Source organism: Nocardioides gilvus (assembly GCF_003194605.1).
Lineage (GTDB): Bacteria > Actinomycetota > Actinomycetes > Propionibacteriales > Nocardioidaceae > Nocardioides > Nocardioides gilvus.
This window is the reverse complement of sequence record NZ_QHKY01000002.1, coordinates 1-25,576: the sequence shown is the minus strand read 5'-3', so window position 1 is coordinate 25,576 and position 25,576 is coordinate 1. Positions and strand designations below refer to the sequence as shown.

Annotated in this window: 18 protein-coding genes, 1 tRNA gene and 3 rRNA genes; 10 read left to right on the top strand and 12 right to left on the bottom strand. The window is 65.1% G+C overall.

The features are described 5' to 3' along the window. Nucleotides 1-45: 45 nt before the first annotated feature. Genes DNK52_RS15970 through DNK52_RS05450 form a run of 3 tightly spaced genes read left to right on the top strand, consistent with a single transcriptional unit; the run spans nt 46 to nt 2,604 of the window. On the top strand, nt 46-441 hold the full coding sequence (locus DNK52_RS15970) for a hypothetical protein (RefSeq protein ID WP_162598632.1): 396 nt from the start codon (nt 46-48) through the stop codon (nt 439-441). After that, nucleotides 425-1,951 carry a sensor histidine kinase gene (locus tag DNK52_RS05455; protein WP_162598631.1) on the top strand — a complete coding sequence of 509 codons (1,527 nt, stop codon included), beginning with the start codon at nt 425-427 and terminating at the stop codon, nt 1,949-1,951. Before DNK52_RS15970 ends, DNK52_RS05455 begins: the two co-directional genes overlap by 17 nt. Beyond that, nucleotides 1,936-2,604, top strand: coding sequence for a response regulator transcription factor (locus DNK52_RS05450; RefSeq protein ID WP_110240003.1), 669 nt, complete (start codon nt 1,936-1,938; stop codon nt 2,602-2,604). Before DNK52_RS05455 ends, DNK52_RS05450 begins: the two co-directional genes overlap by 16 nt. A 67-nt stretch (nt 2,605-2,671) precedes the next feature. On the opposite strand, the gene DNK52_RS05445 is transcribed toward DNK52_RS05450, so the two are convergent. The 6 genes from DNK52_RS05445 to DNK52_RS05420 form a co-directional block, all read right to left on the bottom strand. Beyond that, nucleotides 2,672-3,550 (bottom strand): serine/threonine-protein kinase, encoded by an 879-nt coding sequence (locus DNK52_RS05445; RefSeq protein WP_239455415.1) that lies wholly within the window; start codon nt 3,548-3,550, stop codon nt 2,672-2,674. A gap of 47 nt (nt 3,551-3,597) precedes the next feature. Further along, nucleotides 3,598-4,074, bottom strand: coding sequence for a hypothetical protein (locus DNK52_RS05440; RefSeq protein WP_110240002.1), 477 nt, complete (start codon nt 4,072-4,074; stop codon nt 3,598-3,600). A 119-nt stretch (nt 4,075-4,193) separates the two neighbouring features. Beyond that, nucleotides 4,194-4,265, bottom strand: a tRNA-Val gene (locus DNK52_RS05435). Nucleotides 4,266-4,457: 192 nt separating this feature from the next. Next, nucleotides 4,458-4,931 carry a peroxiredoxin gene (locus DNK52_RS05430; protein WP_110240001.1) on the bottom strand — a complete coding sequence of 158 codons (474 nt, stop codon included), beginning with the start codon at nt 4,929-4,931 and terminating at the stop codon, nt 4,458-4,460. 40 nt (nt 4,932-4,971) lie between these two features. Then, nucleotides 4,972-6,498 (bottom strand): AMP-binding protein, encoded by a 1,527-nt coding sequence (locus DNK52_RS05425; RefSeq protein ID WP_239455414.1) that lies wholly within the window; start codon nt 6,496-6,498, stop codon nt 4,972-4,974. Between the two features lie 111 nt (nt 6,499-6,609). Then, nucleotides 6,610-7,044 (bottom strand): DUF3052 domain-containing protein, encoded by a 435-nt coding sequence (locus tag DNK52_RS05420; protein ID WP_204163404.1) that lies wholly within the window; start codon nt 7,042-7,044, stop codon nt 6,610-6,612. Nucleotides 7,045-7,184: 140 nt separating this feature from the next. Between DNK52_RS05420 and aceE the strand changes: the two genes are divergently transcribed. Next, nucleotides 7,185-9,974 (top strand): pyruvate dehydrogenase (acetyl-transferring), homodimeric type, encoded by a 2,790-nt coding sequence (aceE, locus tag DNK52_RS05415; RefSeq protein ID WP_110239999.1) that lies wholly within the window; start codon nt 7,185-7,187, stop codon nt 9,972-9,974. A gap of 6 nt (nt 9,975-9,980) precedes the next feature. Here aceE and DNK52_RS05410 read toward each other — a convergent pair whose 3' ends face one another. Continuing rightward, nucleotides 9,981-10,976, bottom strand: coding sequence for an alpha/beta fold hydrolase (locus tag DNK52_RS05410; RefSeq protein ID WP_110239998.1), 996 nt, complete (start codon nt 10,974-10,976; stop codon nt 9,981-9,983). A 172-nt stretch (nt 10,977-11,148) separates the two neighbouring features. Here DNK52_RS05410 and DNK52_RS05405 point away from each other — a divergent pair, with 172 nt between their 5' ends. The 6 genes from DNK52_RS05405 to DNK52_RS05380 all read left to right on the top strand — a co-directional run bounded on the left by DNK52_RS05405 (nt 11,149) and on the right by DNK52_RS05380 (nt 17,724). Then, the gene (locus DNK52_RS05405; RefSeq protein WP_239455412.1) at nt 11,149-12,369 is read left to right on the top strand and encodes a PucR family transcriptional regulator; all 1,221 of its coding nucleotides are present in this window, start codon (nt 11,149-11,151) and stop codon (nt 12,367-12,369) included. An 80-nt stretch (nt 12,370-12,449) separates the two neighbouring features. Continuing rightward, nucleotides 12,450-13,631 (top strand): acyltransferase domain-containing protein, encoded by a 1,182-nt coding sequence (locus DNK52_RS05400; protein WP_110240586.1) that lies wholly within the window; start codon nt 12,450-12,452, stop codon nt 13,629-13,631. Next, entirely contained in the window at nt 13,628-14,638 is a 1,011-nt protein-coding gene (locus DNK52_RS05395; protein WP_110239997.1) for a beta-ketoacyl-ACP synthase III, read from the top strand. Before DNK52_RS05400 ends, DNK52_RS05395 begins: the two co-directional genes overlap by 4 nt. A 69-nt stretch (nt 14,639-14,707) precedes the next feature. After that, the gene (locus tag DNK52_RS05390; protein ID WP_110239996.1) at nt 14,708-14,953 is read left to right on the top strand and encodes an acyl carrier protein; all 246 of its coding nucleotides are present in this window, start codon (nt 14,708-14,710) and stop codon (nt 14,951-14,953) included. Between the two features lie 87 nt (nt 14,954-15,040). Beyond that, entirely contained in the window at nt 15,041-16,279 is a 1,239-nt protein-coding gene (fabF, locus tag DNK52_RS05385) for a beta-ketoacyl-ACP synthase II (RefSeq protein WP_110239995.1), read from the top strand. Beyond that, on the top strand, nt 16,279-17,724 hold the full coding sequence (locus DNK52_RS05380; protein WP_110239994.1) for an acyl-CoA carboxylase subunit beta: 1,446 nt from the start codon (nt 16,279-16,281) through the stop codon (nt 17,722-17,724). Before fabF ends, DNK52_RS05380 begins: the two co-directional genes overlap by 1 nt. Before the next feature lie 90 nt (nt 17,725-17,814). On the opposite strand, the gene DNK52_RS05375 is transcribed toward DNK52_RS05380, so the two are convergent. From DNK52_RS05375 to DNK52_RS05355, 5 genes are all read right to left on the bottom strand, one after another. Beyond that, complete coding sequence (locus DNK52_RS05375) at nt 17,815-18,342, bottom strand: DUF3145 family protein (RefSeq protein ID WP_162598630.1); 528 nt, start codon at nt 18,340-18,342, stop codon at nt 17,815-17,817. 200 nt (nt 18,343-18,542) lie between these two features. Beyond that, nucleotides 18,543-19,790 (bottom strand): tetratricopeptide repeat protein, encoded by a 1,248-nt coding sequence (locus tag DNK52_RS05370; RefSeq protein WP_239455411.1) that lies wholly within the window; start codon nt 19,788-19,790, stop codon nt 18,543-18,545. A gap of 102 nt (nt 19,791-19,892) precedes the next feature. Next, a 5S ribosomal RNA gene (gene rrf / locus DNK52_RS05365) occupies nt 19,893-20,009 on the bottom strand. Between the two features lie 210 nt (nt 20,010-20,219). Further along, nucleotides 20,220-23,327: ribosomal RNA gene (locus tag DNK52_RS05360) — 23S ribosomal RNA — on the bottom strand. Nucleotides 23,328-23,821: 494 nt separating this feature from the next. After that, nucleotides 23,822-25,338, bottom strand: a 16S ribosomal RNA gene (locus DNK52_RS05355). The 16S, 23S and 5S rRNA genes sit together here, the layout of an rRNA operon. Nucleotides 25,339-25,576: the final 238 nt, after the last annotated feature.

The following is a 25,576-nucleotide window of genomic DNA, read 5'->3' as shown; positions in this document are numbered from 1 at the left end:
GAGGTTCTCACCTGCGCCCCACGATGAGGCAGGATCATGCCCACCATGAGCATGTTCGGAAAGGTCGCCATCGGGCTCCTGCTGTCGCTGCCCCTGGTGGCGTACGTCCTCGGCACCCTGAGCGCTGCCGACCCCGCACCAGTTGAGCACTCCCCGATCATCCTGGAGCAGGTCACCGAGAGCCCCACTTCTTCGCCGACTCCCGACGCCAGCACCACGCCCGAGCCCCAGCCCGAGCCCAGCGTCACCCCCACGCCCCCCTCTGCCCCCGGCGGACCGCCTCCCGGTCGGGGGGATGACGATGACGACGGGGACGATGACGATGATGATGACGACGATGACGCCGAGGTGATCCGTCCCGAACCAGTGGATCCCGACGACGATGACGACGATGATGACGGGGACGACGGGGACGACGGGGACGATGACACGCGCGGCTGACCCCGACGGACCCCGGACGGAACGTCTCCCGCCGACCCCTGAGCCATCGACCGAGACGACGCTGCGCATGGCGCCCGTCACCGACAACGACACCCGACCCCACCGGTCGGGTGTCTCGGTGCGTACGCAGCTCACCCTCACCGTGGCCCTGCTGACCACCTTCGCCATGTTGACTGCCGGAGTCGTGATCTACACCGTCGAATCGGCCCGCCGCGAGGTCGCCGTGATCGACGGCGCCAACGAGGAGCTGGCCGAGCTGCGCCGATTCGGCGAGACCGGCACCGACCCCGCGACCGGCCAACCCTTCACCGAGGCCGACCCCCTGCTGCGCGCCTTCCTGGCGCGCAACGTCGCGGGCACCCACGAGATGTTGGCTGCCTGGCTGGGCGACCGAGTGCGCCTCCGGTCACGCTCGCCGCACCCTCGGGTGATCGACGACGCGCTGTTCCGTGAGACCGTCCAGTCCCTCCTCACCGAGGGCGGAGCGAAACGTACCGACACCAGCGAGGGTGAGGTCTTGGTCACCGTGCAACCGGTGGTCGGCGGGGACGAGGACGCAGCCCTGGTCGTGGTCTCCTTCCTCGACGACGAGCGGGAGAGCCTCAACGAGTTGCTGCGCACCTATCTCCTGGTCTCGCTCCTCGCCATGCTCCTGATCACCGGACTGGCCGCTTGGCAGGGAAGCCGTCTCCTGTCACCCCTGCGGTCGCTCTCGGACGCCGCCAGGGAGATCACGGGCAGCGACCTGTCCCGACGCGTCCCGGAGACCGGGAACGACGACATCACCGCCCTGACCCGCACGGTCAACGACATGCTTGAGCGACTGGAGACCGCCTTCGTGGGCCAACGCCAGTTCCTCGACGACGCCGGGCACGAGCTGCGTACGCCGCTCACGATCCTGCAGGGACACCTCGAGCTCCTGGACGCCTCCGATGCTCACGAGGTCGAGAGCACCCGCGCACTCCTCCTCGACGAGGTGGAGCGGATGTCGCGCCTCGTCGACGACCTGATCGTGCTCGCCAAGGTGCGGCGTCCCGACTTCCTCTCCCCCGGGCCGGTCGACCTCGACGAGCTGACCGCCACTGTCCTGGCCAAGGCTCGTGCGATGGCCGACCGCACCTGGGTCGCCGACGAGATGGCGGCCGTACGCGTCGTGGTCGACGAACAGCGCATCACCCAGGCGCTGTTGCAGTTGGTCGACAACGCCGTCAAGCACACCGACACCGGTGACGTGATTGCCATCGGGTCGCGCAGCGACGGACGTACCGCCCGGGTCTGGGTCCGAGACTCGGGCGACGGCATCCCGGTCTCCGAACGGACCGCGGTCCTCGAACGTTTCGCCCGGGCCAAGGTCCGTCCGGACGACGAGGGATTCGGGCTCGGACTCTCCATCGTCAACGCCATCGCGACCGCTCATGGCGGACGGGTCATCATTGAGGACACTCGCGGCGGGGGCGCATGCGTCGCCGTCGAGTTCGAACTGGAGGAGACGTCGTGGCCAGCATCCTGATCGTCGAGGACGAAGCACGCATCGCCGCTTTCGTCGCCAAGGGCCTGACCGCCGAGGGACACCTGACCACCGTGCGCACCGACGGCCCCACAGGACTGGACGAGGCCCTCTCCGGGGCCCACGACCTGGTGGTCCTCGACATCGGTCTCCCCGGCATGGACGGTTTCGAGGTTCTGGACCAGTTGCGGGCCCAAGGATCGACCGTGCCCGTCATCGTTCTGACGGCCCGCGACTCGGTGACCGACACGGTCGCGGCACTGGAGGGCGGGGCCGACGACTACATGGCCAAACCCTTCCGGTTCGCCGAGCTTCTGGCCCGGGTCCGGGTGCGCCTCCGTCAGGGGCAGTCGACCCAGGGCGCCAGTCAGGACACCCTGGACGCCGGCCAGGTCCACCTCGACCTCCGCACGCGTCAGGCCACGGTGTCGGGCCGCAAGGTCGACCTGTCGGCCCGCGAGTTCGCCCTCACCGAGATCTTCATGCTCAACGCGGGCAACGTGCTGTCGCGCGAGCAACTCCTCGACCACGTGTGGGGCATGGACTTCGACCCCGGCTCCAACGTCGTCGACGTCTACGTCGGTTACCTGCGCAAGAAGTTCGGAGCGGGAACCATCAGCACTGCCAGGGGCATGGGCTACCGCTTCAACCCATGAGCTCCCACGCAGAAGGACCGCCCCGCCCGGTCGGGCGAGGCAGTCCTCGTGCGTTCGTGCTCGGTGCTCAGCGCACCTTGAACGAGAGCCGGTGGACCGGCTGACGTTCGAGGACCGGCTGGAGGGTCTCGGAGATCTCGGCGGGCGTCGGACGCTGCTCCGGCTCCGGCGCCAAGGCGGCGTGCACGATGTCGCGGACCTCCGCCGGTACCTTCTTGCCCAGGAGGGGCGTCCTGCCTGCGAGCTGGGGATGCACCGCCGCGGGGTCCGTGGACTTCGGATCCCCCTTGGCGAAGGGCTTCTCGCCGCTGATGGCCTCGTGGAGTGTCGCCCCCAGCCCCCACACGTCACTCTCGGGCGTCGGCGCCCCGAGATTCGTCGGGTCGCACTGCTCAGGCGCCATGTAGGCATCGGTACCGATCGGCGTACGCAGTTGCGCGGCCTCTTCGATCGTCCGGGCCACCGACAGGTCGATCACCCGCGCGGGGGCACCCATGATGATGTTGCTGGGCTTGAGGTCGAGGTGCACGTAGCCGACGTGGCGCAGGTAGTGCAGCACCGAAGCCACGTCGAGCGCCAACGGCAGGTACTGCTGCTCCGACAGCGGGCCATGGCGCCGTACGAGGGTGGACAGACGCGGTCCGTCAGCCTGCTCGAGGACCAGGTGGGGACGCGGACCGTCTGCCACGTGCCGCAGCCCTCGCACCACCACGGGGTGGTTGATCGCGGCCAGCGCCTCCGCCTCGCGGCGCAGTCCTCGCAGCCCCGACTCGTCGCCCACCCGCGAGGGGCGCAGCAACTTCACCACCACGGGCGCGTACGTGATCTCGTCGAAGGCCAGCCAGGCCTCGTACGAGGACCCACCCCCGAGCAACCGCATGGCGGTCAACTCGGGGGTGATGGCGTCTCCGGGAGTCAGGCACCAGTCATCGGTAGCACCACTCACAGGGGTTCCTCCTCGGCCGAAGCCGTGGTCGTCGGCGAACGCTCGGGTCAGGCGCGAGTGTTGGTGTTGGACACGTCGTTGGTGACGTCATTGGTCACGTCGTTGGTGACGTCGTTGGTGACGTCGCCGCGGGTGTTCTTGGTGTTGTCGCGGGTGTTCGTCTGGTCCTTCGACACGCCGTCGTTGGTGTCGTTCGTGACGTCATTGGTGACGTCGTTGCGGTCGTTGGTGACGTCGCCGCGGGTGTTCTTGGTGAGGTCGTTGCGGTCGTTGGTGACGTCGCCGCGGGTGTTCTTGGTGAGGTCGTTGCGGTCGTTGGTGACGTCGCCGCGGGTGTTCTTGGTCAGGTCGTTGTCGTCGTCACCGTCGTCGTTGTCGTCGACCAGGACCAGCTCGCTCGTGTCCTCGTCACGCTTGGCGGCCTGGTCGACGTCGACCGCACCGGCCTGCATCGCGAGCACACCGACCGAGATCGTGCTGGCAACGGCCAGGGTGCTGAGGGACATGATCTTCTTGATGGTCATAGCTGCTCCTTGAGTGCTTGGGGCCAGAGCCCCTCCTGCGCTTGTGGAGACCACGATGCCGGGGCTACGTGAGGGGTGTGTGAACCCTGGATGAGACAGCTCTCATGGAAGTTCTCAGGTGCGTCGGGACGGTTTCGAACCGCCGACCGCTCGGGTGTAAACCGAGTGCTCTACCGCTGAGCTACCGACGCGCGTGCAACGCGGCACAGCGTACGCGAACCGGCTCCGGGGCCTGCACCACGGTCTCGGAGCATTGTCCGGAAATGCGTCGAGCCGCCGGCGTCTCGGGTCGCCAGCGGCTCAACAACAGGAACTTTAGAGGCCCGGGATGCGCTCTGTCCCGGAAAAATTGGTTACATGGGAAAGTATTTCAACATTTTACTTTAGGAGGCGCCGAGCGCGGCGCGCAGCTGGACCAGGTGCTCGGAGAGGTCGCGGCTCTGGGGCATGGCGTTGTGCACCGACCAGGAGATGTTCCCGTCCCGGTCGATGACGTAGGAGGACCGACGCGGGGCACCCTTGGCCTCGTCGAAGACGTCGTACGCCCGGGCGACCTCACCGTGCGGCCAGAAGTCCGACAGGAGGGGGAAGTTCAACCCGTCCTGGTCGGCGAAGGCCCGCAGGGAATAGACGGGGTCACAGGAGATCGCGAGGACCTCGGTGTCGAAGGTCATGAACTCCGCGAGATGTTCCCGCACTCCTTGCATCTCGCCGGTGCACACCCCGGAGAACGCGTAGGGGTAGAAGAGGATCGCGACAGCCTTGCGTCCCCGGAAGGCTGACAGCGTGACGTCCTGCCCGAACTGGTCGCGCAAGGTGAAGTCGGGGGCCGGTCCCCCGCAGACGAGTCCACTCATGATGGGCTCATCCTTGCACCGGCCCCCGCTCCGTCAGCAGTCAGGGCGTCTGCGCCAACACTCGCTTGAGGATCTTTCCGGTGGCGTTGCGCGGCAACTCGTCGAGGAAGTGGATCTCCTTCGGCACCTTGTAGCGAGCCAGGTTCGTCCTGACCCAGTCCTTGAGTGCCGCTTCATCGACGGTCCGGTCCGACACGACGACAAAGGCGCGCAGGCGCTTCCCGTACTCCGGGTCCTCGATCCCAACCGCTGCGGCCTCGACGACGGAATCGTGACGGACCAGGCAGTCCTCGACCTCGCGGGGGAAGACGTTCTCCCCACCGCTGACGATCATCTCGTCGTCGCGTCCCTCCACGTGGAGACGACCCTGGGCATCGAAGCGGCCCACGTCTCCGGTGGACATCAGCCCGTCGATCATCTCCTTGTTGCCACCACCGGTGTATCCCTCGAACAACATCGCGTTGCCCACGAAGATGCGGCCGGTCTCACCGGGTGCGACCTCCACGCCTGCGGCGTCGTAGAGCTTCACCTCCGTGGCGTAGGGCGGCTTGCCCGCCGACTCCGGGGACTCACGCAGGTCTTCGGGAGTGGCGATCGAGGCATAGGCCACCTCGGTGGAGCCGTAGATGTTGTAGAGGTTGTCGCCGAACTCGTCCATCCACTGCAGCGCCATGTCGCCGGGCAGGGCTGAGCCCGAGGCGGCCGTCAACTTCAACGACGACAGCGTGTACTTCGCCCGGACATCGTCCGGCAGCTGCAGGATCCGCTGCAGCATGACGGGGATGACGATCAGCGAGTCGCACTGCTCCTCAGCCACCACGCGCAACGTCTCCTCGGGGTCGAACCTGCGTCGCAGGACGATCGTCGAGCCGAGCAGCATGCCGAGGAACAGGTGGGCGAAGCCCCAGGTGTGGAAGAGCGGTGCGGCGATGTGCGTACGCCAGCCGGACTTCAACGGCAGCCGCGACATGAGGGCGACGGCGTTGCTGATGCCTGCCTCCTTGCGCGGGGCACCCTTGGGCGTACCGGTCGTCCCCGACGTGAGGATGATGATCTTGGCGTGGTGCTCGGGCGGGTCGAGGTCAGTCACGGGGTGGGAGGCGATGAGCGCCTCCATGGTGTCGCCCGGCGTGGGTACGTCCTGCCAGGCAATCACGGTCATCGGGACGGAGGCCTTGGCCAACATGTCGGTGAACTCTTCGTCGTGGATCACCAGGACGGGCTTCTCCCGCGCGAGGACGTCCACCAACTGCGGGCCCGCGAAGGCGGTGTTGAGGTACAACAGGTCGGCACCGAGCTTGGCCGCACCGATGGTCGCCTCGACGAAACCACGGTGGTTGCGACACATGATGGCGACCTGGTCACCCTCCTTGACACCCTTGGCTGCGAGGGCATGCGCCAGGGCGTTCGAGCGCTGGTGCATCTCGAGGAAGGTCAGCGAGCCGAGTTCGTCGATCAGCCCCACGTCGTTGGGGCGCGAGTACGTCAGTTGGGTGAACCCGCCTGCAGGGCCGGTGCCCCAGGCCTTCACGGTGCGCACGATCTTGGCGAGCACGAAGGGCGACATGGGGTGAATGACCCCGGCGCTTTTCAGGACGGACAGAGATTTGGCAAGACTCATGGGTTCCTCAAGGGTGCGGCGCACGGCCGCACCCCCTCCCGGGGTCGGTGCCGTGCGTCAGGCGGGCGTCTTGGGCGTGACCAGACGGGTCGCCTGCCAGTCCTTGCTGACAGTCGCCGTCGTGGTCTGAGCAAGGCCCGCGATCGGCGAGGCCTCGGCAATGTCGGTGGCCGCGACACAGTTGGGTCGGCCCACCTTCGGAGTGAGAAGCCAGATCACGCCGCCGCCGACCAGGTCAGCCTTGGCATCCACGAGCCCGTCGACGAGATCGCCGTCCTCCTCACGCCACCACAGCAGGACAGCTTCCACCACGTTGCCGTAGTCGCCATCCACCATGTCAGCGTCGAGCAGGTCCTCGATCGCCATGCGCAAGTCGTCGTCGGTGTCTTTGTCCCAGCCGAGCTCCTGGACCACCTGGCCAGGCTTGAAGCCCAACTTGGCAGCCGGACTGTTCGGATTCTGGGTGGACTCTCCGTCCACGATCGCGCTCAACAGACCCTCCTTGGATCACTTTTCACTCCATTGCACCCGCGCGAGTGTGTGCGGGTGGTGTGTAGTCCAGCGGAGTTGTCGGCTGAGCGCAACCCCACGTACCGGAGAGTAGATATTTTGTCGTTGCCCGTCGTGTCAGGATGGGCTCTGTGACTGACCAGACGCAACCCGAACGTCCTCCGATTCCTTCGGTCATCCACGAGGGCCTCCCCACCCAGCTCCCGGACATCGATCCCGAGGAGACGCTGGAATGGCTCGGCAGTTTCGACGCACTTGTCGAAGGCCGAGGGCGGGACCGAGCCCGATACGTGATGCTCCGACTCCTCGAGCGAGCGCGTGCCAACAACGTTGGCGTGCCAGCCCTCCGCTCGACGGACTACATCAACACCATCCCCCCCGAGCGCGAGCCCTGGTTCCCCGGTGACGAAGACATCGAGCGCCGCATCCGGGCCTTCATCCGGTGGAACGCAGCCGTGATGGTCTCCAGCGCCAACCGCAAGGGGCTCGAGGTCGGTGGACACATCGCCACCTACCAGTCCTCGGCCAGCCTCTACGAGGTCGGCTTCAACCACTTCTTCCGCGGCAAGGACCACCCCGGTGGTGGCGACCAGATCTACTTCCAGGGCCACGCCTCTCCCGGCATCTACGCCCGGGCCTTCCTCGAAGGGCGCCTGGACGAGGAACAGTTGTACCGCTTCCGCCAGGAGGTGCAGCACGGCGAGGGCGCCGGGCTGTCCTCCTACCCCCACCCCCGTCTCATGCCGGACTTCTGGGAGTTCCCCACGGTCTCGATGGGCCTGACCGGCATCAATTCGATCTACCAGGCGCGCTTCAACCGTTACCTGCAGAACCGCGGCGTCAAGGACACCAGCCAGCAGCGTGTGTGGGCCTTCCTCGGTGACGGTGAGATGGCTGAGCCCGAGTCGCTCGGAGCCATCCGTGTCGCGGCCCGTGAGGAGCTCGACAACCTCACCTGGGTGATCAACTGCAACCTGCAGCAGCTCGACGGCCCGGTCACGGGCAACGGCAAGATCATGCAGGAGCTGGAGGCCAACTTCCGCGGCGCCGGCTGGAACGTGATCAAGGTCGTCTGGGGACGGGAGTGGGACGACCTGCTCGCCCGCGACGTCAACGGTGTGCTCGTCAACAAGATGAACACCACCCCCGACGGCGACTTCCAGACCTTCTCGGTCGAGGACGGCGCCTACACCCGCGAGAACTTCTTCAGTGACGACGAGCGGCTGCGCAAGATGGTCGAGCACATGACCGACGAGCAGATCGCCAAGCTCCCCCGTGGTGGTCACGACTACCGCAAGGTCTACGCCGCCTTCGACGCTGCCACCAAGCACGTCGGCCAACCGACGGTGATCCTGGCCAAGACGGTGAAGGGATGGACGATCGACTCCCTCGAGGGTCGCAACGCCACCCACCAGATGAAGAAGTTGACGCCTGCGGACTTCAAGAAGTTCCGGGACCGTCTGCGGATGCCCATCTCGGACCGTGACCTCGACCTCTCGTTCGAGGAGACCGGCAGCGCCCCCTTCTTCCACCCCGGGGCGGACTCGGCCGAGATGCAGTACATGATGGAACGCCGTCGTCTCCTCGGCGGCTCCATCCCGCGTCGCGTCGAGCGTGCCGAGGCGCTGGAGCTGCCCGGGGACAAGGCGTACCAGGACCTGAAGCAAGGTGGCGGGAAGAACAAGATCGCCACCACCATGGCCACGGTCCGACTGCTCAAGGAGTGGATGCGCGACCCCGTGATCGGCAAGCGCATCGTGCCCATCGCGCCCGACGAGTACCGCACGTTCGGCATGGACGCGATGTTCCCGAGCGCCAAGGTCTACAACCCCGGCGGCCAGCAGTACGAATCGGTCGACCGCAAGCTCCTGCTCTCCTACAAGGAGTCGGCGCAGGGACAGATGCTGCACGAGGGCATCTCGGAGGCCGGTGCGGTGGCCTCGGCGACCGCGGCGGGTTCGTCGTACTCCACGCACGGAGAACCGATGATCCCCTTCTACATCTTCTACTCGATGTTCGGTTTCCAGCGCACCGGCGACTCGATCTGGGCCATGGCCGACCAGATGTCGCGCGGCTTCCTCATCGGAGCCACCGCCGGGCGCACCACCCTGACCGGTGAGGGGCTGCAGCACGCGGACGGCCACTCCCCCCTGCTCGCGGCCACCAACCCTGCCGTCGTCCACTACGACCCCGCGCACGCGTACGAGGTCGCACACATCATGCGCAGCGGTCTCGAGCGCATGTACGGCACCGGCGGACCCCACGGCAACGGCGAGAACGTCATCTTCTACGTCACCGTCTACAACGAGCCCACCCACCAACCGGCCGAGCCCGACGACGTCGACGTGGAGGGAATCCTCCGGGGCATGCACCAGGTCGCCACCGCATCGGGCGAAGGCCCTCGGGTCACCCTCATGGGCTCCGGAGTCGGCTTCCCGTGGGTGGCCGACGCCGCACGCATGCTCAGCGAGGACTGGGGTGTCCAGGCTGACCAGTGGTCAGTCACCTCGTGGAACGAGCTGGCCCGCGACGCCGTCGAGGCCGAACGGTGGAACCTGCTCAACCCGGGCGAGACGGCCCGCACCTCCTACGTCGAGGAACGGTTGATCGACGTCGAGGGGCCGGTCGTCGCCGTCTCGGACTACATGCGGGCAGTGCCGTTGCAGATCGCTCGATGGGTGCCGGGTGACTACCGCGTCCTCGGTGCGGACGGGTTCGGTTTCGCCGACACGCGTCCTGCGGCGCGTCGCTTCTTCCAGATCGACGCGGAGTCGATCGTCGTCCAGGCCTTGCAGGCGCTGGCCGACGCCGGTCAGTTCCCGGTCGAGAAGGTCGTCGAGGCCAAGGAGCGCTACCGGATCGACGACCCGACCGCCGTGAGTGACGTCAGCCAGGAGGGCGGCGACGCCTGAGGATCATCACCCTCGCGGTGCGTGCAGCTCGTGCACCGGCGCCAAGGTCTCCACGCCCGCCCCGTCCGTCTGGATGGGGTGGGCGTTCTTGGTGTCGGAGCCCGCGATCAACAAACGCCGCCACTCGGCACGCGTGTGCCGGTTCGCGGGCTGGGTGCGTACGAACTCCGCGACGACCTGGGCGAACCGCATCGGGTGGTCCTTGTGCGGGAAGTGTCCACTCTCCTCGAAGACCACGACCCGGGCCCAGGGTGCTGCCTCCAGCGCTGCTGCGGCGTGCTTGGCCGGGATCACCCGGTCATCGGCTCCCCAGATCACGCACATCGGGAGTTTCTGGGTCAGGTAGACGCGATCAGACATCGTCACGACCTGGCCCTTGCGGTCGATCACGGCGCGTACGACGTGACGGGTCGCTGCCCGCGCCCGAGGGTCGGTGAAGGACTCGTAGACCGAGGCCACCTCGGCCAGGTCGCGGGTGCCGGGCAGACCGGTGTGCGACAGGGCCCGCAGAGCACCGGCGTTGACGTGTCGCACCAGCGGCATCGTCATCACGCCCATCACCTGGTGGAATCCGGGGGTCGTGATGGCTCGCAGGGCCGGGGTCACCTCACGCCCGAGGCCACCGGAGGAGACGAGCACGATCCGCTCGGTGCGCTCGGGGAACTGGTAGGCGAACTGCATTGCCACACCTCCACCGAAGCTGTGTCCCACCACGGTGACCTTGTCGATGCCCAGGACTGTGAGCAGGTCACGCATCCCGTTGGCGTAGCCGCCGAGACTGTAGTCGGCCCGCGGCTTGTCGGAGCGGCCGTGGCCGAGCAGGTCCGGGGCGATCACGGTGTGGTCCTTGGCCAGCTCCTCGATCACCGGCAGCCACGTGCTGTGGTCACAGGCGATTCCGTGGAGCAGGAGGAGGGCGGGTCCCTGGCCAGTCTTCACGAATGCGCGACGGTGACCGTTGATCGTGCGGTACTGCACCTCGTAGATGGTTTTGCTGACCATGGTGCGCCTCCGACTCGACGAGAGGGTTGTCCACAGGGAGACCCTGCGGTGAACTGCGACCCAACAGTTGAAGTCTGGCAGGTTCCCGAAGCAGAACCGGTAAAAACGTCAAGATCCGTGCCGCGCGCCTGGCCCGGAGCCTCGGCCGCCCCCACGCACTAACCTGACGGGTGTGGAAAGCCAAGGATCGGACTCGATCCGGAACGAACAGGTCCGGATCACTGCCGCGTTGTCGCGGGCCAGCGGCGCCATGAGCACGGCCGCGACAGCTCGGATGGAGTCCGAGATGCCGTGGTTCGCCAGACTCAGCGCCCAGGACCGCTCCTGGGTCGGGCTGATCGTGCACGCCGGGATCAAGAACTTCGTCGACTGGGTGCAACGCTCGCTCGAGGACGGAGCTGCCAGCCCGGAGGGCCACACCCTGGCCTCCGCCGTCTTCGGGGCCGCCCCGCAAGAGCTCACCGGAGTCATCACCCTGCGCCAGACCGTGGATCTGATCCGTCTCAGCATCGACGTGGTCGAGTCACACATCGACGACCTGAACCCCTCGGACACCTCCCCCATGCTCCAGCGAGCAGTGATGCGGTACGGCCGTGAGGTCGCCTTCGCCACCGCCGAGGTGTACGCCAGGGCCGCGGAGTCGCGCGGCGCCTGGGACGCGCGACTGGAAGCGCTCGTCGTGGACGCAGTGCTGCGGGCCGAGGCCGACGAGTCCCTCCTCTCCCGGGCCAACGCCCTGGGATGGAGTTCCCTGGAGGGGGTGGCGGTGATCCTTGGCCAGGCGCGTGCCGGGCGGCGTGACAGCAACGTCTTCGACGACGTACGAAGGGTGGCTCGCTCCGGCGGGTTCGATGCCCTGTGCGCAACCCAGGGAGATCGCCTCGTCGTGGTCCTCGGAGGCTTGACGGACGCCCTGAAGGGGGCCGACCTCATCGCGGGCTTCTTCGGCGACGGCCCGGTGGTGGTCGGCCCGGTCACCTCCGGCCTCGCCACTGCACACGTGTCGGCCCGCGCTGCCCTCTCGGCTCAACTCGCGGCCCCGGCCTGGCCCCACGCCCCACGCCCCGTCCGCAGCATCGACCTCCTGCCCGAACGAACGTTGGCCGGCGACGTCCACGCCCGGCGTCATCTGGTGGAGGAGATCTACGCCCCACTGGCCTCGCCACGCAAGTCCCTCATCGAGACCCTCACGGCCTGGTTCGAGTCGGGCTCCTCGACGGAAGGAGCCGCCCGGGTCCTCTTCGTCCACCCCAACACGGTGCGCTACCGACTCCGTCAGGTGGCCGAGCTCACCGGCCTCACGCCCGCGGTCCCCCGAGACGCGTTGACCCTCCAGCTCGCGTTGATCCTGGGGAGACAGTCCGAACCCACGCCCGGCACAGCGAATCTGTAGGGACCCTACAAAGATTCGGCCATCTTTTTCGTGTGCGCTGGAGGGGATCCACTGCCTCCCCACAGGGCAGAGTGTCACTCGTGCTCGTCATTGTCGCTCCCGGCCAAGGTGCCCAGTCCCCCGGATTCCTCACTCCCTGGTTGGCGGACCCCACGTTCCGCTCCCGATTCGAGTGGCTCTCCACCGTGGCCGGCATCGACCTCGTCGAGCACGGCACCAACTCTGACGCGGAGACGATCCGGGCCACCGAGATCGCCCAACCTCTCCTGGTGGCCACGGGTCTGGTCGCTGCCCTGGAGCTCTTCCCTCATCCCACCGAGGCCTTCCGCATGATCGGTGCGGTGGCCGGTCACAGCGTCGGTGAGCTGACTGCGGCTGCCGGTGCCGGCGCCATCACTGCCGAGCAGGCGATGGTCCTGGTTCGCGAGCGTGGCCGCGCCATGGCAACTGCCTCCGCGACCATCCCCACCGGCATGACGGCCGTGCTGGGCGGGGACCGCGACGAGGTGCTGGCTGCTCTGGCCCGTCACGGACTGACCCCTGCGAACGACAACGGACCAGGACAGATCGTGGCGGCGGGCACCCTCGAGCAGCTCGCGGCCCTGGCCGAGGCAGCTCCGGCGAAGGCCCGCCTGATCCCCCTCAGCGTCGCCGGTGCCTTCCACACCACGCACATGGCACCTGCTGTCAGCCACCTGGAGTCCCTGGCTCGCTCGGTCTCGACCCACGACCCGCGTACGCGTCTGGTCTCCAACCGCGACGGTCAGGTCGTCCATCACGGCGAGGACGTGATCAGGCGGATCGTCGGCCAGATCGCCAGCCCCGTCCGTTGGGACCTGTGCATGGAGACCTTCCAGGACCTGGGTGTCACCGGCATCCTCGAGATGCCTCCGGCCGGCACCCTCACCGGCATCGCCAAGCGCGCCCTCAAGGGCGTGGAGACCTTCGCGCTGAAGTCTCCTGACCAGCTGGACGAGGCCAGGGCGTTCTGCGAGCGCCACGGCGAGGGTTCGCCGATGGAGAGTTCGCCCACCTGGCGCATGGTCGTGGCACCCTCGAAGGGGATCTTCCACCGCGCTCCCGACGCCGACGTCGAGTCCTTCGCGACCGGCACGGTGATCGGTGACGTGGCCAGCACCCGGGACCGTACGCCGGTGAGCGCACGCCACGGCGGTAGGGTCGTGGAGTGGCTCGTCGAGGACGGTGACCCGGTCGACCCGGGCCAACCGCTGGTACGCATCCACCCGGTGGGTGCGGCATGAGCCTCGCCACCACGCCCGTCGACACGCATGCGCGCATCCTGGGCATCGGGTCCTACCGCGGCAGCCTGATCGTGCCCAACGCGGACATCATCGCGGCCATCGACTCCAGCGACGAGTGGATCCAGCAGCGCTCCGGCATCCGTGAGCGGCGCTTCGCCGACGAGCACGAGTCCGTGCAGTTCATGTCCGTGGAGGCCTCGAAGGTCGCTATCCAGCGCGCCGGCATCACCGCCGCGGAGATCGACTGCGTCGTGGTGGCCACCGTGAGCCACCTGCTCCAGACGCCGGCCATCGCCACCGCGATCGCCCACGAGTTGGGCACCGACAAGGCCGCGGCCTTCGACATCTCCGCAGCATGCGCCGGTTTCTGCCACGGCGTCGCCCTGGCCAACGACATGGTGCGGGCCGGCAGTGCCACCAACGTCCTGGTGATCGGGGTCGAACGACTCAGCGAGATCACCGACCCGGGCGACCGCGGCACCGCCTTCATCTTCGCGGACGGCGCTGGCGCCGCCGTGGTCGGGCGGAGCGAGACCAACGGCATCTCCCCGGTCGTCTGGGGCTCCGACGGTGAGTACTTCGACTACATCCGACAACGCGAGGACTGGCGAGACGTCGTCGGCACCCCCGAGGAGCCGGGCAGCGGAGTGATGCCCTTCCTGACCATGCAGGGCAGCTCGGTCTTCCGCTGGGCCTCCTTCGCCATGGCAAAGATCGCCAACGAGACCCTCGAGCGCGCCGGCATCACCGCCGACGAGCTGGACGTCTTCGTCCCGCACCAGGCCAACATGCGCATCATCGACGCGATGGCGCGCTCGATGAAGTTGCCGCCCCACGTACGCATCGCCCGCGACATCGCCGAGCAGGGCAACACCTCTGCGGCTTCGGTGCCGCTGGCCCTGGACCGAATGATGGTCGAGGGCGAGGCCCGGTCCGGCGACAAGGCCCTGTTGATCGCCTTCGGTGCCGGCCTCGCGTACGCAGCACAGGTCGTCGTCGTCCCCTGACGCAGGCCCGACCCGCACCACCCACCACCGCAGTCCCCCGCACCACCCACCACGAAAGAAGGAAGCCACATGGCCACCACCGAAGAGATCCGCTCCGACCTCGCCGACATCGTCAACGAGGTCGCCGGCGTCGACACCGACGAGGTCCAGCTGGACAAGGCATTCGTCGACGACCTCGACGTCGACTCCCTGTCCATGGTCGAGGTCGTCGTCGCCTGCGAGGAGAAGTTCGGCGTCTCCATCCCCGACGACCAGGTCAAGAACCTCAGGACCGTCGGCGACGCCGTGGCGTTCATCGAGCGCGCAGCCGCCTGATCAGTTCCATCCGTGGCGGGGCGGCCGGACCACTCCGGCTGCCCGCCCCACTCACCCCACCCCCTCTTGAGAACGGAAGCCATCGCGATGAGCCCGACCCGTGTCGTGGTCACTGGCCTCGGGGCCACCAGCCCCTTGGGCGGCGACGTCCCCAGCACCTGGCAGGCCATGTTGGCCGGGCAGTCCGGCGTCCGGCTCCTCACCGAGGACTGGGCAGCTGAAATGCCGGTCAGGATCGCGGCCAGAGTCGCGGTCGAGCCGAGCGAGGTCCTGGATCGGGTCAAGGCGCGACGGATGGATCGGTCCACCCAGTTCGCGATGGTTGCCGCTCAGGAGGCCTGGGCCGATGCGGGTCTCACTGACACCGATGTCGACCCCGAGCGTCTCGCCGTGGCGGTCGCCTCCGGGATCGGAGGCGTCACGACCCTGCTCAGCAACTACGACGCACTCAAGGAGAAGGGTCCTCGCCGGGTCTCGCCCCTCGCGGTGCCGATGCTGATGCCGAACGCCCCGGCAGCCAACATCTCGCTGGCCTTCGGCGCCCGTGCTGCCGTTCACGCCCCCACCTCCGCCTGTGCCTCCAGCAACGAAGCCATCGCCATGGCGCTCGACCTGATCCGCCTGGGTCGTGCCGATGTCGTGATCGCCGGCGGCGCGGAGGCTGCGATCCATCCGCTCCCGATGTCCGCCTTCGCCCAGATGATGGCGCTGTCGAAGAACGACGGCGACCCGACCACCGTGTCTCGTCCCTGGGACACGGGGCGCGACGGCTTCGTGCTCGGAGAGGGCGGCGCCACGCTGATCCTCGAGTCCGAGGAGCACGCCCGGGCCCGCGGCGCCCGCGTCTACGCCACCCTGCTGGGCGCAGGGATCACCAACGACGCCCACGACATCGCCCAGCCGGACCCGGAGGGCCGCGGCGGCACCCGCGCCATCCGGATGGCGCTGCGCGAGGGCGACGTCGACCCCACCACCGTCGTGCACGTCAACGCGCACGCCACCTCGACCCCGCAGGGCGACGTGGCCGAAGGCCTGATGTTGCACAACGTGCTCGGGAGCCAGGCCAGCGAGGCCGTGGTGACCAGCACCAAGTCGATGACCGGCCATCTGCTCGGTGGGGCCGGGGCCCTCGAGGCGGTTGCCACCGTGCTGGCGCTGCACCACCGGGTCAGCCCGCCGACCATCAACCTCGACGACAAGGACCCGGCTGTCGACCTCGACATCCCGACCAGCGCTCGCGACCTGCCCGCGGGTGACGTCGTAGGGCTCAACAACTCCTTCGGATTCGGTGGCGCCAACGTGGCCGTCGCCTTCGGGAGCGTCTGATGACTGCCCCCGCACTGGCTCCCGGCACCCGCACGGTCGCGAAAGTGCCCCGCGAGGAGGACCCGCGCAACCCGGTCCACCGTCTGACTGCCTTCTTCGACGACGGCACCGTGGAGTTCATCAGCCCCCAGGACGACTCCGGGATGCTCGCCGCCGTCGGTCTGGTCGAAGGCACGCACTCCGTGGCCTTCTGCTCCGACGCCACCGTGATGGGTGGAGCCATGGGCGATGCCGGCTGCCGGGTGGTCGTCGAGGCGTACGAACGCGCCATGGCCGACCAGGCACCGATCATCGGACTGTGGCACTCAGGAGGCGCCCGACTGGCCGAAGGTGTGCTCTCGCTCCACGCGGTCGGTCTCATCTTCCACGCGATGACCCAGGCGTCAGGCAAGATCCCGCAGATCTCCGTGGTCCTCGGCCCGGCCGCCGGAGGCGCCGCCTACGGTCCGGCTCTGACCGATGTCGTCATTCTCGGACCGGAGGGACGCATCTTCGTCACCGGCCCCGATGTCGTACGTTCGGTGACCGGCGAGGACGTCGACATGGCTCGTCTCGGTGGACCCGAGCCGCACGGGCGCCGCTCCGGCGTGGTCCACATCCTCACCCAGTCCGAGCGCGAGGCGCTGGACCGGGCCCGTCGGGTGACGTCCCTGACCGGCAACCGTGGCGTCCTCGACACGGCCAAGGTCCTCGACACCGACCTGGCGGCGTTGCTGCCCGAGAGCAAGAAGCGCGCCTACGACGTCCATCCGTTGGTGGAATCGGTCCTCGACGAGGGAACCACCCAGGAGCTCCACGCCAAGTGGGCCCCCAACGTCGTCACTGCCCTGGGTCGTCTGGGCGGTCGTACGGTCGGAGTGGTGGCGAACAACCCACTGCGTCTCGGTGGCTGCCTAGACTCGATGTCCGCCGAGAAGTCGGCCCGTTTCGTCCGACTGTGCGACGCCCTCGGCATCCCCCTGGTCGTGCTCGTCGACGTCCCCGGCTATCTACCGGGCGTCGGTCAGGAGTGGGACGGGGTCGTACGCCGGGGGGCGAAGTTGCTGCACGCCTTCGCCGAGAGCGTGGTGCCCCGGGTCACCCTCGTGACCCGCAAGACGTACGGCGGCGCCTACATCGCGATGAACGCCCGCTCGCTCGGCGCGACCAAGGTCTTCGCCTGGCCCGGCGCCGAAGTGGCGGTGATGGGACCCGTCGCCGCCGTGCGGATCCTCCATCGGCGCAAGCTGGCCGAGGTGCCGCCGGACCAGCGTCCCCAGGTGGAGGCCGAGCTCGCCGTCGAGCACGAGAAGATCGCAGGCGGAGTGGAGAAGGCGGTCGAGATCGGCGTGGTCGACGAGATCGTCGAGCCTGCCCTGACCCGTACCGCCATCGCTCGCGCCATCGCGGACGCTCTGGCAGACGGTGGGGACGTACGCGGCACCCACACGAACATCCCTCTCTGACGCCGACGAGCCAGACGCCGAAGGGCCCGACGACCATCTCTGGTCGTCGGGCCCTTCGTGTTGCGTTCTTGGCACCTTGGCGCGAGATGCTCAGCCCACCTGGTGGAGCCACCTGACAGGAGCGCCCTCGCCGGCGTACCGGAAGGATTCCAGTTCATCGTCCCAAGGCTTGCCCAGCAGCTTGTCGAGCTCGAGTTCGACCGTGGTCTCCCCCATCGCTGCCTTCACCACTGCGGCCTTGATCCGGTCCTCGGGAATCATGATGTCACCGTGCAGCCCTGTGACGGCATGGAAGACGCCGAGCTCAGGGGTGAACGAGTAACGAGATCCCTCGGTCGAAGCCGTCGGCTCCTCCGTGATCTCGAACCTCAAGTGGTTCCACCCGCGCAGCGCTGAAACAACAGCGGCCGCAGTTCCTGCCGCACCGGCCCATGAGAGCTCGGCGCGGTAAGTACCGGGTTGGGCCGGTTGAGGGGTCCAGTCCAAACTCACGGCAGCGCCGAGAACGCCCCCGACGGCCCACTCAATGTGCGGGCTGAGTGCGGACGGCGTCGAGTGCACGAACAGGATGCCCCTGGTCCCGGGTCCATTCGGGTTGGGTGCATTACGTGTGGTCACCGTGACCTCCTCTTGTTTCCGGCGTGAGCTACGCCTTCCCCAGCGGTCTCGACTTTGGAAACTGTCAGTGCACAGTGACACCTATGTAGTTTGAACCCATTCTGACCCACAGGACAAAAGAAAACCAGCACACGCGCCTCGGACACGCCGGGACATGTGTGCTGGTCATCGTTGCATGCACCGCTGTGCGGCGCTGCGAGTCACCTGGTCCTGTGCTCCAACAACTCCGCACGCTCAGCGGCGTCGGTCATCTCGTCACTGTCGACCGCATGGGTGCGGTGGAACCACATCAACGCCTCGTCCTCACGCCCGGCCGACTCGAGGATGTCGGCGTAGGCGTAGCGCAGACGGACGACCCACCCCTCGCGACTCTTGGACATCAAGGGCGCGAGCTCGAGCGTACGCAGCGCGGCATCCACCTGACCCATGTCGCGACGCGCACCGGCCTCGACGATGGTCATCTCTGCCTTCGCCTCTGCCGAGAAGTTGACGACCGACGGGCTCTTGGCGAGCTTGATGGCCTGCTCCGGCTGTCCGAGCGCGCGGTGACAGTCCGCCATGATCGGCAGGTAGTCCGGGGCGCCGTTCATCCGCTTGGCGGCACGCAACTCAGACAGCGCCTCCGCGTAGTGCCCGGCTGCGTAGGCTGCCTCACCGGTTGCCTCACGCACGACGGCGAGGCGAGTGGCGCGAGCACGGGCAGCCAACGTGTGCTTGTAGGCCGTCTCCGGGTCAGAGTCGATGAGCATGCCGGCCGCTGCCAGGTGGCGGGCCACCCGAGCAGCCAGCTTCTCCGGTAGGCCCTTCAACTGCGCGATGACGTTGCGGTCCAGTTCCTTGCCCGTGATCTCCTCGGGCAGGGGCGGACCGTCGTACCTCTCCTGCTCCGCAGTGCGCTCAGCTTCGGTCATCGAACGACGGGGCCGAGCCTCACCCCGTGCGTCATCCTTGCGCTCACGCGAGTAGGGACGCTTGTCGCGGTCACCGGGGCGCCCGCCAGTCGGGCGACCACCAGCGGTGCGGCCGTCACCGGCGCGGTAGGACGGCTTGTCGTCACGCTTGCCGTAGGCGGGCTTGTCGTCACGACTGCCGCCGCGGTATCCGGGCTTGTCGTCACGCTTGCCGTACGCGGGCTTGTCGTCACGACTGCCGCCGCGGTATCCGGGCTTGTCGTCACGCTTGCCGTACGCGGGCTTGTCGTCACGACTGCCGTCGCGGTATCCGGGCTTGTCGTCACGCTTGCCGTACGCGGGCTTGTCGTCACGCGAGGCAGGCTTGCCATCGCGGCTGTAGGGCGGCATGCCGTCGCGGGCGGGGGGCTTGGACCCCGAAGGACCACGGCCGCCGCCGGCACCGCGCGATGCAGCTGCACCGCCGCGGTTGGACGAGGAGGGCGGACCCCCGCGAGAGTTGCGTTCAGGACGCTGGCCACGGCGTTCGTCAGCCATGTACTTCACCTTCTCAGTCTCAGTTCTGCGCGTCGGCCAGGGGTGCCCGGCCAAGAAATGCAGCAGAGGCCACCTTATAGGGGTGGCCTCTGCGAAGTGTATGTCCGGCTGCGTCCTACTCTCCCACGACGTCTCCATCGCAGTACCATCGGCGCTGAAAGGCTTAACTTCCGGGTTCGGGATGGGACCGGGTGTTTCCCTCTCGCTATGGCAGCCGTAACTCTATCCAACCCTGTCCAGTGACACCGTTCGGCACTCATCACACCCAGGTACGGCGTGAGGTGCTCGAACCGGCATGTGTGTCGGGTCGAGTCCATTGTGTTGTTGTGTGTGTTCCTCAGCAGACAGTTGTTGTCTGGGAACTGGTTAGTGGACGCGTGCGCTGTTGTGTACTTCATGCTCAATGTTTTGAGGTGTTTTGTACGGTGTTGGGACAAGCCCTCGGCCTATTAGTACCGGTCGGCTGGGCATTACTGCTGTACACCTCCGGCCTATCAACCCAGTGTTCTGCTGGGGGCCTTAACCACTCAAGGTGGTGGGAAACCTCATCTTGAAACATGCTTCCCGCTTAGATGCATTCAGCGGTTATCACTTCCGAACGTAGCCAACCAGCCGTGCCCCTGGCGGGACAACTGGCACACCAGAGGTTCGTCCACCCCGGTCCTCTCGTACTAGGGGCAGCCTTTCTCAAGTTTCCAACGCGCGCGGCGGATAGGGACCGAACTGTCTCACGACGTTCTAAACCCAGCTCGCGTGCCGCTTTAATGGGCGAACAGCCCAACCCTTGGGACCTACTCCAGCCCCAGGATGCGACGAGCCGACATCGAGGTGCCAAACCATCCCGTCGATATGGACTCTTGGGGAAGATCAGCCTGTTATCCCCGGGGTACCTTTTATCCGTTGAGCGACGCCGCTTCCACATGCCGACGCCGGATCACTAGTTCCGACTTTCGTCCCTGCTCGACATGTCTGTCTCACAGTCAAGCTCCCTTGTGCACTTACACTCGCCACCTGATTACCAACCAGGCTGAGGGAACCTTTGAGCGCCTCCGTTACATTTTAGGAGGCAACCGCCCCAGTTAAACTACCCATCAGGCACTGTCCCTGATCCGGATTACGGACCTAGGTTAGACATCTAGTACGACCAGAGTGGTATTTCAACGATGACTCCCCACACACTGGCGTGTATGGTTCACAGTCTCCCACCTATCCTACACAAGCCGAACCAAACACCAATACCAAACTATAGTAAAGGTCCCGGGGTCTTTCCGTCCTGCCGCGCGTAACGAGCATCTTTACTCGTAGTGCAATTTCGCCGAGTCCACGGTTGAGACAGCGCCCAAGTCGTTACTCCATTCGTGCAGGTCGGAACTTACCCGACAAGGAATTTCGCTACCTTAGGATGGTTATAGTTACCACCGCCGTTTACTGGGGCTTAAGTTCTCAGCTTCGACTTGCGTCTAACCGGTCCCCTTAACCTTCCAGCACCGGGCAGGAGTCAGTCCGTATACATCGTCTTACAACTTCGCACGGACCTGTGTTTTTAGTAAACAGTCGCTTGGGCCTGGTCTCTGCGGCCATCACCGCTTCTCACCGCGAGGGTGATAACGGATCCGGCCCCCCTTCTCCCGAAGTTACGGGGGCATTTTGCCGAGTTCCTTAACCATGGTTATCTCGATCGCCTTAGTATTCTCTACCTGATCACCTGAGTCGGTTTGGGGTACGGGCGGCTCATAGCTCGCTAGAGGTTTTTCTCGACAGCATAGGATCACCCACTTCGCTCAAAAGAGCTCCCCATCAGGTCTCAGACATGCAGACGGCGGATTTGCCTACCGTCAGTCCTACACCCTTGGCCGTGGTCTACCATCGCCACGGTTGGACTACCTTCCTGCGTCACCCCATCGCTTGACTACTACTGAATCGGGTCCCGTGCTCCACACGAACGCCTCACCCCGAAGGGATCGGTCACACGCGCTTCAGACGGTTAGCATCAACAGATTCATCATGGGCGCTACTTCGCCGGTACGGGAATATCAACCCGTTGTCCATCGACTACGCCTGTCGGCCTCGCCTTAGGTCCCGACTTACCCAGGGCAGATTAGCTTGACCCTGGAACCCTTGATCATTCGGCGGAAATGTTTCTCGCATTTCATTCGCTACTCATGCCTGCATTCTCACTCGTGTGGCCTCCACGGCTAGATCACTCTGCCGCTTCACTGCCCACACGACGCTCCCCTACCCATCCACACGCCTGGACCACGAAGGCCTAGCTCAATATGTGAATGCCATAGCTTCGGCGGATGACTTGAGCCCCGCTACATTGTCGGCGCGGAATCACTTGACCAGTGAGCTATTACGCACTCTTTCAAGGGTGGCTGCTTCCAAGCCAACCTCCTGGTTGTCAATGCGACTCCACATCCTTTTCCACTTAGTCACCGCTTAGGGGCCTTAGCTGATGGTCTGGGCTGTTTCCCTCTCGACTACGGAGCTTATCCCCCGCAGTCTCACTGCCGCGCTCTCACTTACCGGCATTCGGAGTTTGGTTAACGTCAGTAACCTTGTAGGGCCCATTAGCTATCCAGTGCTCTACCTCCGGCAAGAAACACGCGACGCTGCACCTAAATGCATTTCGGGGAGAACCAGCTATCACGAAGTTTGATTGGCCTTTCACCCCTATCCACAGGTCATCCCCTCAGTTTTCAACCTAAGTGGGTTCGGTCCTCCACGCGGTCTTACCCGCGCTTCAACCTGCCCATGGATAGATCACTTCGCTTCGGGTCTTGAGCGCGCAACTGATACGCCCTATTCGGACTCGCTTTCGCTACGGCTTCCCCACACGGGTTAACCTCGCTACACACCGCAAACTCGCAGGCTCATTCTTCAAAAGGCACGCTGTCACAAGAACAAGTTCTCGCTCCAACGGATTGTAGGCACACGGTTTCAGGTACTATTTCACTCCCCGCCAGGGGTACTTTTCACCTTTCCCTCACGGTACTTGTCCGCTATCGGTCACCAAGGAGTATTTAGGCTTAACGGGTGGTCCCGCCAGATTCACACGGAATTTCAGGGGTTCCGTGTTACTTGGGGTGACGCTCCAGAGCTTGCGGCTTACACCTACGGGGCTATCACCCTCTACGGCCCGGCTTTCCAACCGGCTTCGACTTCACCACAAGTTTCTTACTCTGTACCACGCCGGCAGACGTGATCGAGCGGCCCCACAACCCCACAACTGCAACCCCTGCCGGGTATCACACAATTATGGTTTGGCCTCATCCGATTTCGCTCGCCACTACTCTCGGAATCACTTTTGTTTTCTCTTCCTGTGGGTACTGAGATGTTTCACTTCCCCACGTTCCCTCCACTCACCCTATGTGTTCAGGTGAGGGTAACTGGACATGACTCCAGCTGGGTTTCCCCATTCGGACACCCCCGGATCACAGCTCGGTTGCCAACTCCCCGGGGCTTATCGCAGGCTCCTACGTCCTTCATCGGCTCTTGGTGCCAAGGCATCCACCATGTGCCCTTAGTAGCTTGTCTCAACAACGTCAAAACAACTCAACTACAAAGAACTCAACCACCACACCACAATCAGGATGTGAATGGTCAACAAAAATTACACAACTAAACACCACACACTCGCATCGTGCCCCCACCCAACGGTGAGCCACACAAAACAAGGCGGGCATTTGATGCTCGCGTCCACTATCCAGATCTCAAACAACAACCCCACCAACCCCCAACCCGAATCAACCGACCCGGACCAGGCAAAGGGAGGAACCAAGAAACCAAACCCCCATCCCACCACCCAAAGGCAGTGACACAGGTATCTGATCCCTCAGGACCCAACAGTGTGTCTCGACCCATCCAACCCGCACATCCATCCCACTTTCCACACGCAAACCCACAAAGGACCCACGCCGTACTGAGGAACAAACACACGAACCATCAAAGCCATTCATCGACGATTCCACTAGTGAACACCACCATACGCAACCGATCGAACGCCGGTTGTCGGGGCATGTGCTCCTTAGAAAGGAGGTGATCCAGCCGCACCTTCCGGTACGGCTACCTTGTTACGACTTCGTCCCAATCGCCAGCCCCACCTTCGACGGCTCCCTCCCACAAGGGGTTGGGCCACCGGCTTCGGGTGTTGCCGACTTTCGTGACGTGACGGGCGGTGTGTACAAGGCCCGGGAACGTATTCACCGCAGCGTTGCTGATCTGCGATTACTAGCGACTCCGACTTCATGGGGTCGAGTTGCAGACCCCAATCCGAACTGAGACCGGCTTTTTGGGATTCGCTCCCCCTCACGGGATCGCAGCCCTTTGTACCGGCCATTGTAGCATGCGTGAAGCCCTGGACATAAGGGGCATGATGACTTGACGTCATCCCCACCTTCCTCCGAGTTGACCCCGGCAGTCTCCTATGAGTCCCCACCATTACGTGCTGGCAACATAGAACGAGGGTTGCGCTCGTTGCGGGACTTAACCCAACATCTCACGACACGAGCTGACGACAGCCATGCACCACCTGTATACCGACTAAAAGGGGCTCTATCTCTAGAGCTTTCCGGCATATGTCAAACCCAGGTAAGGTTCTTCGCGTTGCATCGAATTAATCCGCATGCTCCGCCGCTTGTGCGGGCCCCCGTCAATTCCTTTGAGTTTTAGCCTTGCGGCCGTACTCCCCAGGCGGGGCGCTTAATGCGTTAGCTGCGGCACGGAACCCATGGAATAGGCCCCACACCTAGCGCCCAACGTTTACGGTGTGGACTACCAGGGTATCTAATCCTGTTCGCTCCCCACACTTTCGCTCCTCAGCGTCAGGTAATGCCCAGAGAACCGCCTTCGCCACCGGTGTTCCTCCTGATATCTGCGCATTTCACCGCTACACCAGGAATTCCGTTCTCCCCTGCATACCTCTAGTCTGCCCGTATCGGAAGCCAGCTCAGAGTTAAGCCCTGAGTTTTCACTCCCGACGTGACAAACCGCCTACGAGCCCTTTACGCCCAATAATTCCGGACAACGCTCGCACCCTACGTATTACCGCGGCTGCTGGCACGTAGTTGGCCGGTGCTTCTTTACCTGCTACCGTCACTCTCGCTTCGTCGCAGGCGAAAGAGGTTTACAACCCGAAGGCATTCATCCCTCACGCGGCGTTGCTGGATCAGGCTTTCGCCCATTGTCCAATATTCCCCACTGCTGCCTCCCGTAGGAGTCTGGGCCGTGTCTCAGTCCCAGTGTGGCCGGTCACCCTCTCAGGCCGGCTACCCGTCGAAGCCTTGGTGAGCCATTACCTCACCAACAAGCTGATAGGCCGCGAGCACATCCTCCACCGCCGGAGCTTTCCACCCCCAACCATGCAGAAGGGGGTCATATTCGGTATTAGCCACCGTTTCCGGTAGTTATCCCAAAGTGAAGGGCAGATTACTCACGTGTTACTCACCCGTTCGCCGCTCGTGTACCCCGAAAGGCCTTACCGCTCGACTTGCATGTGTTAAGCACGCCGCCAGCGTTCGTCCTGAGCCAGGATCAAACTCTCCATTGAAAACAACACCAACCAAAACCCGAAAGCCTCGATCGGAAAAAGAGAGCCAAATTCCCGACAGACTGAACACCGACAATAATTTGTCAGAATTCGTTGTCAATCAAAGAAACCATCAACACACTCCGAAAAGCATGCCGACAGGGCAATTAAACTAATTCGTCGACTATGACACACTGTTGAGTTCTCAAGGATCAAACGCATAACCGTGCCAACTCTTCCGAGCCAGCTGCGGCGCCTG